Annotated in this window: 15 protein-coding genes; 8 read left to right on the top strand and 7 right to left on the bottom strand. The window is 71.2% G+C overall.

The features are described 5' to 3' along the window. Positions 1-89: 89 nt before the first annotated feature. Complete coding sequence (locus tag MUY14_RS43805; protein WP_247018683.1) at positions 90-563, bottom strand: carboxymuconolactone decarboxylase family protein; 474 nt, start codon at positions 561-563, stop codon at positions 90-92. A gap of 297 nt (positions 564-860) precedes the next feature. On the opposite strand from MUY14_RS43805, the gene MUY14_RS43800 reads away from it, so the two are divergent. Then, a complete protein-coding gene (locus MUY14_RS43800) occupies positions 861-1,661 on the top strand; it encodes a DUF2382 domain-containing protein (protein ID WP_247018680.1) in 801 nt (266 codons plus the stop codon). A 129-nt stretch (positions 1,662-1,790) separates the two neighbouring features. On the opposite strand, the gene MUY14_RS43795 is transcribed toward MUY14_RS43800, so the two are convergent. The 3 genes from MUY14_RS43795 to MUY14_RS43785 form a co-directional block, all read right to left on the bottom strand. Then, the gene (locus MUY14_RS43795) at positions 1,791-3,677 is read right to left on the bottom strand and encodes an acyl-CoA dehydrogenase (protein WP_247018679.1); all 1,887 of its coding nucleotides are present in this window, start codon (positions 3,675-3,677) and stop codon (positions 1,791-1,793) included. 115 nt (positions 3,678-3,792) lie between these two features. After that, the gene (locus tag MUY14_RS43790; RefSeq protein ID WP_247018677.1) at positions 3,793-4,350 is read right to left on the bottom strand and encodes a hypothetical protein; all 558 of its coding nucleotides are present in this window, start codon (positions 4,348-4,350) and stop codon (positions 3,793-3,795) included. A gap of 87 nt (positions 4,351-4,437) precedes the next feature. Beyond that, positions 4,438-6,411, bottom strand: a complete 1,974-nt coding sequence (locus MUY14_RS43785; protein ID WP_247018675.1) for a thioredoxin domain-containing protein — start codon at positions 6,409-6,411, stop codon at positions 4,438-4,440. 65 nt (positions 6,412-6,476) lie between these two features. Here MUY14_RS43785 and MUY14_RS43780 point away from each other — a divergent pair, with 65 nt between their 5' ends. Next, entirely contained in the window at positions 6,477-7,844 is a 1,368-nt protein-coding gene (locus MUY14_RS43780; protein ID WP_247018673.1) for a 3' terminal RNA ribose 2'-O-methyltransferase Hen1, read from the top strand. Further along, positions 7,841-10,330 (top strand): polynucleotide kinase-phosphatase, encoded by a 2,490-nt coding sequence (locus MUY14_RS43775; RefSeq protein ID WP_247018671.1) that lies wholly within the window; start codon positions 7,841-7,843, stop codon positions 10,328-10,330. Before MUY14_RS43780 ends, MUY14_RS43775 begins: the two co-directional genes overlap by 4 nt. 1 nt (position 10,331) lies before the next feature. Here MUY14_RS43775 and MUY14_RS43770 read toward each other — a convergent pair whose 3' ends face one another. Together MUY14_RS43770 and mca are read right to left on the bottom strand one after the other, a co-directional pair. Then, on the bottom strand, positions 10,332-10,655 hold the full coding sequence (locus tag MUY14_RS43770) for a hypothetical protein (RefSeq protein WP_247018669.1): 324 nt from the start codon (positions 10,653-10,655) through the stop codon (positions 10,332-10,334). Then, positions 10,652-11,557, bottom strand: coding sequence for a mycothiol conjugate amidase Mca (gene mca, locus MUY14_RS43765; protein ID WP_247018667.1), 906 nt, complete (start codon positions 11,555-11,557; stop codon positions 10,652-10,654). The genes MUY14_RS43770 and mca overlap by 4 nt, the downstream gene beginning before the upstream one ends. Before the next feature lie 136 nt (positions 11,558-11,693). Here mca and MUY14_RS43760 point away from each other — a divergent pair, with 136 nt between their 5' ends. The 3 genes from MUY14_RS43760 to MUY14_RS43750 all read left to right on the top strand — a co-directional run bounded on the left by MUY14_RS43760 (position 11,694) and on the right by MUY14_RS43750 (position 13,698). Further along, positions 11,694-12,137, top strand: coding sequence for a DUF4307 domain-containing protein (locus MUY14_RS43760; protein WP_247018664.1), 444 nt, complete (start codon positions 11,694-11,696; stop codon positions 12,135-12,137). 195 nt (positions 12,138-12,332) lie between these two features. Beyond that, positions 12,333-12,836, top strand: coding sequence for a transcription elongation factor GreA (gene greA / locus MUY14_RS43755; RefSeq protein WP_247018662.1), 504 nt, complete (start codon positions 12,333-12,335; stop codon positions 12,834-12,836). Between the two features lie 49 nt (positions 12,837-12,885). After that, complete coding sequence (locus tag MUY14_RS43750) at positions 12,886-13,698, top strand: MBL fold metallo-hydrolase (protein ID WP_247018661.1); 813 nt, start codon at positions 12,886-12,888, stop codon at positions 13,696-13,698. 66 nt (positions 13,699-13,764) lie between these two features. On the opposite strand, the gene MUY14_RS43745 is transcribed toward MUY14_RS43750, so the two are convergent. After that, positions 13,765-14,238 (bottom strand): Lrp/AsnC family transcriptional regulator, encoded by a 474-nt coding sequence (locus MUY14_RS43745; protein ID WP_247018660.1) that lies wholly within the window; start codon positions 14,236-14,238, stop codon positions 13,765-13,767. A 109-nt stretch (positions 14,239-14,347) separates the two neighbouring features. Between MUY14_RS43745 and hppD the strand changes: the two genes are divergently transcribed. After that, positions 14,348-15,547, top strand: a complete 1,200-nt coding sequence (gene hppD, locus MUY14_RS43740) for a 4-hydroxyphenylpyruvate dioxygenase (RefSeq protein ID WP_247018658.1) — start codon at positions 14,348-14,350, stop codon at positions 15,545-15,547. A 134-nt stretch (positions 15,548-15,681) separates the two neighbouring features. Next, entirely contained in the window at positions 15,682-16,242 is a 561-nt protein-coding gene (locus tag MUY14_RS43735; RefSeq protein ID WP_247018656.1) for a YbaB/EbfC family nucleoid-associated protein, read from the top strand. Positions 16,243-16,247 lie beyond the last annotated feature (5 nt).

The raw sequence follows: 16,247 nt of genomic DNA, 5'->3' as shown, positions 1-16,247 counted from the left end.
CGTCTTTGTCCGGACTCCATTGTGCGCGCACGGCGAAAGGGGCCTCGCTCGCACTCCCCAGCGAACGAGACCCCTCGTCGGGACCGGCTTCAGCCGAACATGCCCGGCTGGTACTCGCCCGCGGGGTTCTGGACGATCACGTTCAAGCGGTTCCACGCGTTGATCATCGCCACCAGTGAAATCAGCGCGCCGATCTGCTCGTCGTCGAAGTGCTTGCGGACCTCCTGCCACGTCGCGTCGCTGACGCCCTGGTGGGCGTCCGCCAAGCGGGTGGCCTCCTCCGTCAGGGCCAGGGCCGCTCGCTCCGGCTCCGTGAACACCACCGCTTCGCGCCAGGCCGCCACCATCGCCAGGCGGACCGCTGTTTCGCCGTTCGCCGCCGCGTCCTTCGTGTGCATGTCGAGGCACATTCCGCAGCCGTTGATCTGGCTCGCGCGGATCTTCACCAGCTCCTGCGTCGCCTTCGGCAGGGAGGACTCCTCGACCGGGCGGGACGCCGCGATCAGGCGCTTGACGAACTTGGCCGTGATCTCGTTCTCGAACATGTTGAGGCGCGCTTCCATCGTTCTTCCCTTCCGTGTTCCGGTTTCACAGCCATGACGACCACGGCCGCGAGGTTGTGACAGCGGGCGAAGTGGCGCCGGTCACATCCACACCTTCGCGTCATCCCGGACCCGCTCGATCACGCCGGCGACAGCCTCCCGACCTGTGGCGACACCTCGGTCGTGGCCAATCGGGACGCCTTCAAACGATCACTTTCGGCGGTCACCCACGGGGACACCACGACGGTTGCCGTGAGCGGCGGCGCGTTCGACGGTGGTTGCACCCAAGACCCAATGCGCGAAAGGAGCCGCACCGAGATGGCCAAGACCATGGAACCCCAGGAGCTCATCGACAGTGCCGTGGTCGACCCGGACGGCAACAAGCTCGGGAAGGTCGGCAACGTCTACCTCGCCGACGCGACGCACCAGCCGGAGTGGATCACCGTCAAGACCGGGCTCTTCGGCACCAAGGAAAGCTTCGTCCCGCTCTCCGGCGCGCACACCGACCGCGACGGCGTCCACGTCCAGGTCGACAAGGACAGCGTTTCCGACGCGCCCCGCATCGACGCCGACGGGCACCTCTCCCCCGAGGAGAGCACCCAGCTCTACCGCCACTACGGGCTGCCCGTGCCCCGCACGTCACCCGACGGCCGGATGCCCGCGGGCCAGGGCCGCACCGGCGACGGCCGCACGGGCGAGACCGGCCGCGCGGGTGAGCGGCAGCAGGCCAAGGGCCGGGCCGGCAGGGACGCCAAGGACAGCATGACCCGCTCCGAGGAACGGCTGAACGTCGGGACCGAGCAGGTCGAGACCGGGCACGTCCGGCTGCGCAAGTACGTCGTCACCGAGGAGCAGCAGGTCACCGTTCCGGTGCGGCACGAAGAAGTCCGCATCGAACGCGAGCCGATCACCGAGGCCGCCGGCGGCGAGGTGGAGATCGGCGAGGCCGAGCAGGACCTCGTCCTGCACGCCGAGAAACCCGTGGTGCGCAAGGAAACCGTGCCGGTCGAGCGGGTGCGGCTGCGAGCCGAGTCGGTCACCGAGGAGGAGACCGTCTCCGGCAAGGTGCGCAAGGAGCAGTTCGAGATCACCGACGACAACGGCAAGCGCCGCCGCTAGACCGCCGCGGGGGTGGCCGGTCCCCGATACCGGCCACCTCCGCGGTCACGACTTCGCGTGCTCGAGGCGGGAGATGCGGAGTTCGGACGTCGCCGGGAAACCGACCTTCGTGCGCCCGACGCCCAGCCCTCACTTCAGCATCGGCGCCGCCAGGAACTGCTCCGGGATCGCGAACGCGTCCACCAGCGTCCGAGCGTGCGGGCGCAGCTGGGCGCACAGGCCGTTCACCGCCGCGGTGACGGCCTTCCCGCGCGACGCCGTCAGGCGCCCGTGACCCAGGAACCAGGCCAGGTCCTCTTCGATCGCCGACAGCGCGTACAGGTCGCAGACCCGCTCCAGCAGCGCGCGGGCGTCGGGGTCTTCGCAGCGCTCGATCGCCGCCACGAACGCCGAGAGGATCAGGCGTTCGACGTGGACGCGGCCGGCGCGCAGCACGTGGTCCTGCGCCGAGTTGAACACCCCGAACGGGTCCGAAGCCGCCTTGCGCAGGCGTTTCGCCACGCCCTCCACGACGTGTTCCTCGCGGTCCTCGAAGAGCCGGAGCTGCCACTCGCGGCGGAAGAAGACGTCCGCGTCGGACCCCTCGGTCAGCGACTCGAGCGCCTTGCGCACGGAAGTCCGTTCCAGGATCGCGCTCACCACCTGGTCGGTGAAGAACCGCGCGGTCGCCAGCGGCGAGAGGTCCTGGAAGTCCTCCTTGTAGCTGGTCAGGAGCCCCTTCGCGACCAGCTGCAGCAGCACCGTGTTGTCGCCCTCGAACGTCGTGAAGACGTCGGTGTCGGCCTTCATGCCGGGCAGCAGGTTCTCCGCCAGGTAGCCCGAACCGCCGCAGGCCTCGCGCGCCGCCTGGATCGTCGCCGTCGCGTGCCAGGTGTTGAGGGCCTTCATGCCGGCCGCGCGCGACTCCAGCTCGCGCTGCTCCTCCTCCGGCGCCGACGAGTCGATGTCGTGCAGCTTCGACACCAGCTCCTCCTGCGCGAAGTGCAGCGCGTACGTCTTCGCCAGCGCCGGCAGCAGTTTCCGCTGGTGGGCGAGGTAGTCGAGGATGACGACCTCCTCGCCGTCCGGCGTCAGGAACTGGCGGCGGTGCTCGCCGTAGCGGATCGCCAGCGCCAGCGCGCGTTTCGTCGCGCTGCCCGCGCTGCCGCCGACGCTCACCCGGCCGCGGATCAGCGTGCCCAGCATGGTGAAGAACCGGCGGCTGTCGCTTTCGATCGGGCTCGAGTACGTCCCGTTCTCGTCGACGTCGCCGAAGCGGTTCAGCAAGGCCTCACGCGGGACGCGGACGTTGTCGAAGCTGAGCCGCCCGTTGTCGACGCCGTTCAGACCCGCCTTCAGGCCGCAGTCCTCAATGGACACGCCGGGCAGCGGTTTTCCTTCGGCGTCCCGGATCGGCACCATGAACGCGTGCACGCCCCGCGACTCGCCGCCGGTGATCAGCTGCGCGAACACCACCGCCATCCGGCCGTCGCGGGCCGCGTTGCCGATGTATTCCTTCTGCGCCATGTGGTCCGGCGTGTGCACGACGAACTCGCCGTCGGCGTACGTCGCCGTCGTGCGCAGGTGCTGGACGTCGGAGCCGTGACCGTGTTCGGTCATCGCGAAGCAGCCCAGCAGGTCGAGGTTCATGATCGAGCGCAGGTACCGCTCGTGGTGCCGCTCGGTGCCGAGCAGCTGGACGGCACCGCCGAAGAGTCCCCATTGGACACCGGCCTTGACCATCAGCGACAGGTCGCCGTAGCCCAGCATCTCGAACGACGTGACCGAGCCGCCGACGTCGCCACCGCCGCCGTACGCCGGGTCGAAGCCCAGGCCGGGCCGGTCCGTCGCGGCGAGCGCGCGCAGCTGGTCGAGCACCTGCGCGCGGTGCGGTTCGGTGCCGAGGTCGACCGGGTCCCGGAACTCCGTGTCGGTCATCTGCGCCCGCACCCCGCGGCGCAGCTCGGCCCAGCGACCGTCGAGAACGGCGGTCAGCGAGTCCGGGTCCACTTTCGACGGTACTTCGGGGACGTCCACGGCTACCTCCGGAAAGGACTGACGGCAGGCTTCCTACTCGTTGGTAGTAAGCCTGCCGCAGCCCCGTCGGCCCCGCAGGTTCAGAACGGGGGCAGACCCCTAAACGTGGACTTCTTCACGCCAGGTCGGGGCCCTTCGAGCGCAGGTCGTCGACCTTGCTCATCGCCTCGCGCAGCTCGCCCAGCCAGCTGTCGGCGTGCTCGCCGACCAGCCGGACCGCCCACGCCAGCGCGTCCGACCGCGAACGCGCGACACCCGCGTCCACCAGCGTGTCCAGCACCAGCCGCTCCGGCTGCCGCAGCCGCGTCATCACCGGCGCCGAATGCGTCGTGAACAGCGCCGTCGTCCCGCCGAGCCGGGCACCCCACGCCACCTTGCGCTGGTAGCGGTGCTCCGCCTGACGCGCGATCTCGATGCGCTCGTCGCGCGTCTCCTCGCGGAACCGGCTGATCCGGCCCTCCTCGGCCGCCGCGCGGGCCGCGTCGTCGGCGTGCTCTTCGCCCAGCGCCGGCAGCTCGCCGACCACGATGATCTCCTCGCGGTCGACCGTCACTTCCGGGGCTCCGGTGAACCAGCCGTCGGGCAGGCGCCCGCCGAACCAGGCCGCCGCGTCCTCCGCCGAAGGCACTTCGCCCTGCTGCCAGCCCCGGCTACCTCGCCAGCCTCGTCCCATGGTCGCCACCTCCGCGATTACATGATTACAACACTGCTGACGCTACGCCGAATACAAGACCAACAGGGACGCGTTCACCCAGGGCGATCAGAGCTGAGCGGTCAACGCCTCCGCCGACGTGACCGGCCGGTCGCAGACGTACCCGCGGCAGACGTAGGCCGCCGCACCGCCGTCGACCAGGGGCCGGTCGGCCAGCAGCGGGACGCCGGGCGCGTCCGGCTCGCCCGCCAGCACGATGCCGCCGCCGTGCACGCCCCGCGCCGCGGCCAGGCGCAGCGCCGGGTCCGCGCCGACCACCGCGACCTGCACCGGGCCGGCCTGCAGGGCTTCGGCGACCGCCAGCCAGTGCCCGGCGAACCGCGGCACCCGCGTGGCCAGCACGCCGACGCGGCGAAGCGCCTGCTCGGCGGCCTCGCGGTACCGGCCCGCGTCGGCGTGCCCCGCGAGCGCGGACGCCGTCAGCAACGCGCCCGCCAGCGCGGACGCCCCCGCCGGGCTGGCGTTGTCGCCCGGGTCGGCCGGGCGCTGGACCAGCGTCTCGGCGTCGTCGGCGGTGTCGAAGTACGCGCCGGGGACGTCCGGGGACGCGAAGTGCGCCAGCGCGAGGTCGAGCAGCCGCGTCGCCTCGGTGAGCCACTTCGCCGCCCCGGTCGCCTGGTGCAGGGCCAGGAATCCGTCGGCGACGCAGGCGTAGTCCTCGAGCACCCCGGCGGATTCGCCGACGACGCCGTCGCGCGAACTGCGGCGAAGGCGCCCGTCGACGACGTGCACGCGCAGCAGGAGTCCGGCCGCCTCGACCGCGCCGTCGATCCACTGTGGACGATCCAGCGCCACGCCCGCCTCGGCCAGCGCCTTGATCGCCAGTCCGTTCCAGGACGCGATCACCTTGTCGTCCCGGCCCGGCTGCGGCCGCAGGTTCCGCGCCGCCAGCAGGGGAACCCGGATCGACTCCGGCAGGTCGCCGAACAGGCGCAGCGTCGACGAGCCGTGCTCGAAGGTCCCTTCCTCGGTGACGCCGAACAGCTCGGCCGCGGCCACGGCGTCGTCGCCGAGAACCTCGCGCAGCTGCGCCGGCGTCCAGACGTACGTCAAGCCTTCGACGCCGTCGGTGTCCGCGTCCAGCGAAGACGCGAAGCCACCTTCCGGCGTCCGCAGGCTCTCGAAGAGGAACTCCGCGGTCCCGGTGGCCACGCGCGACGCCGTGGCCGAGCCGGTCCGGCGTGCGAGGTGCGCGTAGAAACCGAGCAGCAAAGCGTTGTCGTACAACATCTTCTCGAAGTGCGGCACGAGCCACTCCGCGTCCACGGAGTAGCGCGCGAACCCGCCGGCCAGCTGGTCGTACAGGCCGCCGCGGGCCATCGCCTCGGCCGTCTTGTCCGCCAGGGACAGCGCGACCGGCGAGCCCGTCCGTTCGTGGTGGCGCAGCAGGAACTCGAGCACCATCGACGGCGGGAACTTCGGCGCGCGGCCGAACCCGCCGTTGACCGGGTCCGCCTCCTGCGCCAGCTTCGCGACCGCGCCGGCGAGCACCTCTTCGTCCACAACGGACTCCTGGAGCGGGCCGGTCTGCTCCGCGAGGTGCGCGACGATCTGCTTCGCGCCTTCCAGCAGTTCGTCCGGCCGCTCGCCCCACGCCTCGGCGACGGCGGCCAGCAGCTGCCGGAACGACGGCATGCCCGGCCGCGGCGACGGCGGGTAGTAGGTGCCGCAGTGGAACGGCTCGCCGTCCGGGGTCAGGAAGCAGGTCATCGGCCAGCCGCCCTGCCCGGTCATCGCCTGCGTCGCGGCCATGTACACCGCGTCGATGTCCGGCCGCTCCTCGCGGTCGACCTTGATGTTGACGAAGCCCGCGTTCATCACCGCGGCCGTCTCGGCGTCTTCGAACGACTCGTGCGCCATGACGTGGCACCAGTGGCAGGCGGCGTACCCGACGGAAAGCAGGATCGGCACGTTCCGCCGCCGCGCCTCGGCCAGCGCGTCCGGGCCCCACTGCCACCACTCGACCGGGTTGTCCGCGTGCTGGAGCAGGTACGGGCTGGTCGCGCTGGCGAGGCGGTTCATGCCTTCAGGGTCGCACCCCGGAAAAGCGGGCGCGCACGCACCGGCGGCTCGGCCACACTGGGCGGGTGCTGCTGACCATCACGACGACCCGGAACCCCGCCACCGACTTGGGCTACGTGCTCCACAAGCACCCCGAGAAGGCGCAGGCGGTCGCGCTGTCGGCCGGTACCGCGCACGTCTTCTACCCCGAAGCCGGGCCGGAGCGGTGCACCGCCGCGTTGTTCGCGGAGATCGACCCGGTCGGGCTCGTCCGCGGTGGCGGGACGTCGCTGACTCAGTACGTCAACGACCGGCCCTACGCCGGCGGCTCGCACCTCGCGGTCGCGCTGCGGGCGGCGTTCACCACGGCGCTCGCGGGCCGCTGCGCCGCGCGGCCCGAGCTGGTCGACGAGCTCTTCGACCTCGAGGTCCGCGTGCCGTCGCTGTCCGCGCGCGGTGGGGCCGAGGTCGTGCACAAGCTGTTCGAGCCGCTCGGCTGGCGCGTTTCGGCCACGCCGATCCCGCTCGATCCGGAGTTCCCGCAGTGGGGCGAAAGCCGCTATGTCGACCTGGCACTGACCGGCACGCAGCGCGTCGCCGACGCGCTGCGGCACCTCTACGTCCTGCTGCCCGCGCTCGACGGCGACAAGCACTACTGGGTCGGCCAGGACGAGGCCGACAAGCTGCTGCGCGCCGGTGACGGCTGGCTCGCCGGGCACCCCGAGCGGGAGCTCATCGCGAACCGCTACCTGGAGCGGCGCCGCCCGGTCGTGAACTACGCGCTTTCGCGGCTGGCCGAGGCCGACGACGTCCCGGCGGAGGCCGAGGCGCTGGTCACCGAGGTGCCGGACCGGCCCGAGCCGCTGGCCGCGCAGCGCCACGGCAGCGTGCTCGCCGTGCTGCGGGCCGCGGGCGCCCGGCGCGTGCTGGACCTCGGCTGCGGCTCCGGCGCGCTGCTGCGCGTGCTCGAAAAGGAGCGGTCCTTCACCGAGATCGTCGGCGTCGACGTCTCCGCGGGCGCGCTCGGCATCGCCGAGAAGCGGCTGGGCGGCTACACCCGCGTCACGCTGCGGCAGTCCGCGCTGACCTACGCCGACCCGGCGCTCGCCGGGTACGACGCCGCCGTGCTGATGGAGGTCGTCGAACACGTCGACGAGGAACGGCTGCCGGCGCTGGAACACGCGGTGTTCGGTGTCGCGGCGCCGCGCACGGTCGTCGTCACGACGCCCAACGCGGAGTACAACCGGCTGTTCGAGTTCCTGCCGATGGGGCATTTCCGGCACGCCGACCACCGGTTCGAATGGACGCGAGCCGAGTTCCGCGCCTGGGCGGACGGCGTCGCGACCCGGCGCGGCTACGACGTCCGGTACCTGCCGATCGGACCGGTGGACCAGGAATCGGGACCGCCGACCCAGCTGGCGGTCTTCACGACCAGTGAGGAGGTGGCCGCGTGAAGCTGACCGTCCCCGACATGGCGCTCGTCGTGCTCGTCGGCGCTTCCGGTTCCGGCAAGTCGACGTTCGCGCGCACGCACTTCGCGCCGACGCAGGTGCTCTCCAGCGACTTCTTCCGCGGGCTCGTCGCCGACGACGAGAACGACCAGGCCGCGTCCCCCGACGCCTTCGACGCGCTGCACTACGTCGCGGGCAAGCGGCTCGCGGCCGGGCGCACGACCGTCATCGACGCGACGAACGTCCAGCGCGCTTCGCGGGCGAGCCTGGTGAAGCTCGCGAAGGAGCACGACGTGCTGCCCGTGGCGATCGTGCTCGACTTGCCGCTCGGCGTCTGCGTCGCGCGCAACGCGTCGCGGCCCGACCGCGAATTCGGCGACCACGTGATCCGGCGGCAGCGCGGCGAGCTGCAGCGGTCGCTGAAGTCGCTGGAGCGCGAGGGGTTCCGGCGCGTACACGTGCTGCGGTCCGAAGCCGAAGTGGCCGGGGCGGAGCTCGCCGTCGAGCCGCTGCGCAACGACAAGCGCGAGCTGACCGGGCCGTTCGACGTGATCGGCGACGTCCACGGCTGCGCGGCCGAGCTCGAGGAGCTGCTGGCCGAGCTCGGGTACGTCGACGGCGCGCACCCGGACGGGCGGACCGCGGTGTTCGTCGGCGACCTCGTCGACCGCGGCCCGGACACCCCGGGCGTGCTGAGGCGCGTGATGGGGATGGCCGCGGCCGGGACCGCGCTGGTCGTCTGCGGGAACCACGAGCAGAAGCTGGTGCGCGCGCTGCACGGGCGGAAGGTCAACGCCGCGCACGGGCTCGCGGAGTCGCTCGAGCAGCTCGGCGCGCAGAGCGAGGAGTTCCGGCGGCAGGCGCACGAGTTCTGCGACGGCCTGATCGCGCACTACGTCCTCGACGGCGGCGACCTGGTCGTCGCGCACGCCGGACTGCCCGAGCGCTACCACGGACGCGCGTCCGGCCGGGTGCGCAGCATGGCGCTCTACGGCGACACGACCGGCGAGACCGACGAGTACGGCCTGCCGGTGCGGCTGCCGTGGGCACGCGACTACCGCGGGTCCGCGATGGTGCTCTACGGGCACACGCCGACGCTCGAGCCGGAGTGGGTCAACAACACGATGTGCCTCGACACCGGGTGCGTCTTCGGCGGGAAGCTGACCGCGCTGCGCTACCCGGAGCGGCAGGTCGTCTCGGTGAAGGCGCACCAGGTCTGGTACGAGCCCGCGCGTCCGCTCGACGCTTCGCGGCCGGTGGGCGGGCGCGAGCCGGCGGTGCTGGAGCTGACCGACGTCACCGGGAAGCGGATCGTGCAGACCGCGCACCACGGCCGGGTCGGCGTCTCCGCGGAGCAGTCGGCGGCGGCGCTGGAGGTGATGAGCCGGTTCGCGGTCGACCCGCGGTGGCTCGCGTACCTGCCGCCGACGATGGCGCCCTGCTCGACGTCGTCACGGGAGGACTACCTGGAGCACCCCGAGGAGGCCTTCGCCGAGTACCGCGGGGCCGGGGTGCAAACCGTGCTGTGTCAGGAGAAGCACATGGGTTCGCGGGCCGTCGTGCTCGTCTGCCGCGAGGACGCCGGGGCCCGGCGGTTCGGCATCGAGGGCGGCGGCGCGGTGTACACGCGGACCGGGCGGCCGTTCTTCTCGGCCGGACAGAACGCTTCGCTGCTGGACGACGTGCGCTCGGCGGCGGCCGGGCTGTTCGACGAGCTGGAGTCGGACTGGCTGCTGCTCGACGCCGAACTGCTGCCGTGGAGCGCGAAGGCGGGTTCGCTGATCACGGACCAGTACGCGTCGGTCGGCGCGGCCGCCCAGGCGGTGCTGCCGGCGGCGGTGTCCGCGTTGACGACGGCGGCCGCGCGCGGCATCGACGTCTCGGAGCTGCTGGCGCGGACGGCTTCGCGGTCGTCCACAGTGGACGCCTACCGGACGGCGTACCGGCGCTACTGCTGGCCGACTTCGGGGCTGGACGGCGTCCGGCTGGCGCCGTTCCAGCTGCTGGCGTCCGAAGGGGCGGCCTACCACGACCGGCCGCACGCCTGGCACCTGTCCAGGCTGGCGAAGCTGGCCGGGCCGCGGTTCCAGCCGACCCGGACGCTCGAGGTCGACCTGCTGGACGAAACGTCGGTGGCCCGGGGCGTCTCGTGGTGGGCGGAGCTGACCGCCGACGGCGGCGAGGGGATGGTCGTGAAGCCCGCGGCGAACCTCACGCGGGGCTCGCGCGGGCTGGCCCAGCCCGGCGTCAAGGTGCGCGGGCGGGAGTACCTGCGGATCGTCTACGGGCCGGACTACACGCTGCCGGCGAACCTGGACCGGCTGCGCAAGCGCGGGCTGAACCGGAAGCGGACGCTGGCGCTGCGCGAGTACGCGCTCGGCCTGGAGGCGCTGGAGCGCGTCGCCCGGGGCGAGCCGCTCTGGCGAGTCCACGAATGCGTGTTCGCGGTGCTCGCCCTGGAGTCGGACCCGGTGGACCCGCGGCTCTGAGCTAGTCGGCCTTGGTGGCCGAGGAGTCCTTCACGGGCTTCTCGGCCACTTCCGGCTGCTCCGGCTTGACCTCGGGCTGCTCCGGCGCGGCCGCGGCGGGCGGGTCGTCGAAGCTCGCCGGGACGCGCTTCAGGTGCTTCGTCATCGAGCGGACCAGGAAGGCCACCGCCACGAGGAACAGGATCAGCACCAGGAAGCCGACCGGGGAGGACTTGCCGAAGTCCTCCCCCTGCCCGCCGTTGTCGCCGTTGCCCGGCTGCTGCGTCAGGACCAGGGCCGACGCGGTCACCGGAAGCGCCACGCCGGCCGGCAGCGTCAGACTCATGTACTCACCTTCTCCTTGATGCCGGCGAACAGGTCGTCCTCCGGCAACGTGCTGTCCACCAGCGACTTGACCAGCTCGTACTCCTCGGTCGGCCAGATCTCGCGCTGCATCTCCAGCGGTACCGCGAACCAGCGGCTGGTGGGGTCGATCTGCGTGGCGTGCGCCTTGAGCGCCTCGTCCCGCACCTCGAAGTATTCACCGCACTCGACGCGGGTCGTCACCCGCTCCATGACATCGGCCCGGTTCGGGTCCCACTTCGCCAGCCACTCGGTGTACGGCGACTCGAGCCCGGCCGCCTTGAGCGCCTCGTCGAACAGCGTCATCCGGGCGCGCGAGAAGCCGTGCCCGTAGTACAGCTTCAGCGGCTGCCACGGCCCGCCGGCCTCGGGGAAGCGGTCCGGGTCCGGCGCCGCGTCCCACGCCGCCATCGACACCTCGTGGGTGCGGATGTGGTCGGGGTGCGGGTAGCCGCCGTTCTCGTCGTACGTCGTGATGACGTGCGGGCGGAACTCCCGGATCACGCGCACCAGCGCCTCGGTGGACTCTTCCAGCGGCACGACCGCGAACGAGCCCTCCGGCACCGGCGGCAGCGGGTCGCCCTCGGGCAGGCCCGAGTCGACGAAGCCGAGCCAGCGCTGGCTCACCCCGAGGATCTTGGCCGCGCGGGCCATCTCCTCGCGGCGGATCTCGGACATGTTCGCCAGCACCTCGGGGCGGTCCATGGCGGGGTTGAGGATGCTGCCTGCCTCGCCACCGGTGCAGGTGACGACCAGCACCTCGTGGCCCTCGGCGGCGTAGCGCGCCATCGTGGCGGCGCCCTTGCTCGACTCGTCGTCGGGGTGCGCGTGCACGGCCATCAGGCGCAAACGCGGCTTGGCGGTCTTCGTCAGCTGGTCCACCATGCTGCGAACGACTCCTTCTCTACCTGTATTCCGCGACCCACCTGCGGGCCGCCCACCCAGCGGGCGGATACTCGAAGCCGTACCCGCCCCTCCATTGTCCCCGCGGGTCCGACAAGAACGAGCAGGAGGCCCCGCGTTGGCGAGCGGACCGGCGAAAACGGCAGCCCCCGCGCTGCCCGAAGGCCGGTACGGCGCACGCCGGGCCACGCCGTCGCGACGCTGGCGCCGCTGGCTCTTCCTGGGCATCGCCCTGCTGGTCAGCGGCGTGATCACGTGGGTCGCCTACGTCAACCTCGGTGCCGCGCCGATCGACGCCGAGCGCGTCGCGTTCAGTGAGAAACCGGGCAACGCGATGGAAATCACCATCAACGTGACGCGGGACGACAACGGCAAGCCGGGCGTCTGCATCGTGCGCGCCCGCGACAAGACCGGCGCCGAGAGCGGCCGCAAGGAGCTCCTGATCCCCGCCGGCGCGAAGTACAGCAGGATGACCACGACGATCAAGAGCATCGGGGAACCGGTGACCGCGGACGTCTTCGGCTGCTCGTACGACATACCACGGTATCTGTCAACCCCATAGCGGCCAACGGGGTGAACCGCGCGCTCAACGCCCAGGGCCAGCGGAATTAACGGGCGTCGACCTGTCGCGCCGTGATAGTCTGACCCTTCAGCACGGCCCACGACGGGCCGTGTTTTTCCTTTATCTCAGCCACGTGGGCAACTACGCCCGTGTGGGCCGGCTTGAACACGCAAGCCTGGCAGGCCCGACGAGGAGATGGTGACCGTGAGCGACACCAAGGTGACCTGGCTCACCCAGGATGCCTACGACCGGCTCAAGCACGAGCTCGACGAAATGATCGAGAATCGTCCGGTCATCGCCGCGCGCATCAACGACAGCCGCGAAGAAGGCGACCTCAAGGAGAACGGCGGCTACCACGCCGCCCGTGAAGAACAGGGCCAGGCCGAGGCGCGCATCCGGCACCTGCAGGAGCTGCTGCGCTCGGCCAAGGTCGGCGAGGCGCCCGCGAACGACGGCACCGCCGGCCCGGGCAAGGTCCTCACCGTCCGCTACGAGGGCGACGACGAGGACGAGAAGTTCCTCCTCGCCACCCGCGAAGAGGGCGCCGAGGGCGAACTCGACGTCTACTCCCCGGAGTCGCCGCTGGGCAAGGCCCTGCTCGGCGCCAAGGAGGGCGAGTCCCGCGAGTACGAGCTGCCCAACGGCAAGCTGCAGAAGGTCACCCTCGTCAAGGCGGTTCCCTACACCGACACCAAGTAGGCGCCGCTAGCGTGTCCTCCCAGGATTCACGTTCTGGGAGGACTTCGCTGTGAGCACCGAACCGATCTGCCTGGCGTGCGGCATGCAGTACGCCGCCGCCCGTGACGACTGCCCGGTCTGCGAGGACGAACGCCAGTACGTCCCGCAGTCCGGGCAGCAGTGGACGAACCTCGCCGCCCTGCGTTCGAGCGGCACGTACACGCCGCGGATCGAAGAGCAGGGCCGCGGCATCATCGGCGTCGGCTCGAACCCCGGCTTCGCGATCGGCGAACGCGCGCTGCTGGTGCGGGCGCGCTCGGGCAACTTCCTCTGGGACTGCGCGGCGTACCTCGACGACGCGCTGGTGGCGCAGGTCCGCGACCTCGGCGGGATCACCGGCATCGCGATCAGCCACCCGCACTACTACACGACGATGGTGGAGTGGGCGCACGCGTTCGACGTCCCGATCTACCTCCACGAAGGCGACCAGGAGTGGATCGGCAGGCCCGACCCGGCGGTGAAGCTGTGGTCCGGCACGACCCTCGACGTCGCCGACGACCTGCGCCTGATCAACCTCGGCGTGCACTTCACCGGCGGCACCGTGCTGCACTGGCCGGACGGCGAGGACGGGCAGGGCGCGCTGCTGTCCGGCGACATCGTGCAGGTGATCCCGGACCGGACGCACGTCGGGTTCATGTACAGCTACCCGAACCTGATCCCGGAGCGCCCGCACGTCGTGCGCCGCGCGGCGGAACTGCTGGCGGGATACCGGTTCGAGGCGATCTACGGGGCCTGGTGGGACGCGATCGTCCGCACCGACGGCTCCGAGGTGGTCCAGCGCTCGGCCCGCCGCTACCTGGCCCACGTGGCCGGCGAAGCCTGAGAGCCGCACTTTCACGTGAAAGTGCGGCCCCCAGGTGGGCACTTTCACGTGAAAGTGCAGCTTGGGTCAGCCCCGCGCGGTCCGCTCCAGCAGGGGGCGGACCCGCGGGGGTACCGGGGTCGACAACGCGATCGACGTCGACGTCCGGATCACGTCCGGCACCCCCACCACCTCGTCGATCACCCGCTGCAGGTCGTCGTTCCCGCGCGCCACCATCCGCACGAACAGGTCGCCCTGCCCGGTCGTCGCGTGGACCTCGCAGACCTCGTCGATCGCCGACAGCGCCTCCGTCACCTCCGCGCGGCGGCCCTGGGCGATCTCCAGCCACGCGAACGCCGTCAGGCCGTAGCCCATCGCCGCCAGGTCGAGTTCCGGCGGGAAGCCGCCCAGGATGGCGCGCTCGGTCAGGCGGTCGAGGCGCGCCTGGACCGTCCCGCGCGCGACCCCCAGCCGGCGCGCGCACTCCAGCACGCCGAGCCGCGGCGAGTCGGTGAGCAGGAGCAGCAGTCGCGCATCCAGCGCATCGAGGTTCTCGGGCATGCACAGATTGTCCACCATGACAGCCGATGTCCGGCGAGTACTCGGCAGATTGCCCAGTGAAAATTCGGACCATTGCACATCTTGCCTCGCAAGCGTGATCCTTCGAGGTATGACCCAGACTGCCGACCCCCAGAGCGGCCTCGACGACGTCAGCTACGACCAGCTGCGTCAGCTCGTCGGGCTCGTGGACCACGACGCCTCGACCGACCCGTTCCCGGTCAAGGCCATGGACGCGGTGGTGTTCATCGCGGGCAACGCCACCCAGACGGCCTGGTACTACCAGATCGCGTTCGGGATGCAGCTCATCGCGTACTCGGGCCCCGAGACCGGTGACTTCGAGCGCAAGTCCTACGTCTTGAAGTCCGGCTCGGCCCGGTTCGTCATCACCGGTGGCGTGAAGCCGGACTCGCCGCTGCTCGACCACCACCGCAAGCACGGCGACGGCGTCATCGACCTGGCGCTGGAGACCACCGACGTCGACAAGTGCGTCGAGCACGCCCGCGCGCAGGGCGCGACCATCCTCGAAGAGCCGCACGACGTCTCCGACGAGCACGGCACCGTGCGCGTCGCCGCGATCGCGACCTACGGCGAAACCCGCCACTCGCTGGTCGACCGGTCGCGCTACACCGGCATCTACCTGCCCGGCTACGAGCCGCGCGAGAGCACGGTCAAGCGGCCCGAGGGCGCGCCGAAGCGGCTGTTCCAGGCCGTCGACCACTGCGTCGGCAACGTCGAGCTCGGCAAGATGGACTACTGGGTCGACTGGTACCACCGCGTCATGGGCTTCGTGAACATGGCGGAGTTCGTCGGCGACGACATCGCGACCGAGTACTCGGCGCTGATGAGCAAGGTCGTCTCGAACGGCAACCACCGGGTGAAGTTCCCGCTGAACGAGCCCGCCGTGGCGAAGAAGAAGTCGCAGATCGACGAGTACCTCGAGTTCTACGGCGGCGCCGGCTGCCAGCACATCGCGCTGGCCACCAACGACATCATCGCGACGGTCACCGCGATGCGCGCCGCCGGCGTCGAGTTCCTCGACACCCCGAACTCGTACTACGAGGACCCGGAACTGCGCGCCCGGATCGGCGAGGTCCGCGTGTCGATCGAGACCCTCAAGGAGCACAGCATCCTGGTCGACCGCGACGAGGACGGCTACCTGCTGCAGATCTTCACGAAGCCGATCGGCGACCGCCCGACCGTCTTCTACGAGCTGATCGAGCGCCACGGTTCGCTGGGCTTCGGCAAGGGCAACTTCAAGGCCCTGTTCGAGGCGATCGAGCGCGAGCAGGAGCGCCGCGGCAACCTCTGACACATCTCGGCCAAGGCCACCGTGGGGGACCTCCGGGTCCCCTATGGTGGCCTTTGGCGCGTTTGAGGGACACGTCGGGGAACCGCGGGCGGCCCGGATCCGTCAGTTTGGTGGAGCAGAGAGAAGGGGCCGGGATGCCGGACAGCATCGACGCCAGCGACGCGATGATCGACAACTGGACCAAGCGGCTCGAGGAGAACGCCGCGCGGTACCAGGCGCTGGCCGATCGCGTGCAGGGCCAGTCGGTCACCGAGCGGTCGAAGGACGGCACCGTGCAGGTCACCGTCGATTCGCGCGGGCTGCTGAAGAACCTCGTCATCGCCGAAACCGCGTCGGGCAAGCGGATGGCCGAGGTGTCGGCACAGGTCATGCAGCTGGTGCAGCGCGCGCAGGCGCGGATCCCGGAGCTGCTGCAGCAGGCGATGACGGAGACCACGGGCACCGGCGACCAGGCCGCGGCGGAGATCGTCCGCGAGGCGCAGAGCACCTTCCCGCAGCCGCCGCCGGAGCCCGAACCCGCGTTCCCGGAGCCCGACCGCGTCCGCCGGTTCCTGCCGGAGGACAACGAGGAGCAGCAGCCGCCGCGGACCCCGCCGCCGCCGGCCGCGCCACCTGCTCCGCCGCAGCCGCCGCGGCGCCGGCGTCCGGTGGACAACGACGATGACGACGACTTCGGCGGACCGATCCTTTCCTGAGGGGG

It is taken from the genome of Amycolatopsis sp. FBCC-B4732, from assembly GCF_023008405.1.
Taxonomy (GTDB): Bacteria; Actinomycetota; Actinomycetes; order Mycobacteriales; family Pseudonocardiaceae; genus Amycolatopsis; species Amycolatopsis pretoriensis_A.
This window is presented reverse-complemented; position numbering and strand designations above follow the sequence as displayed.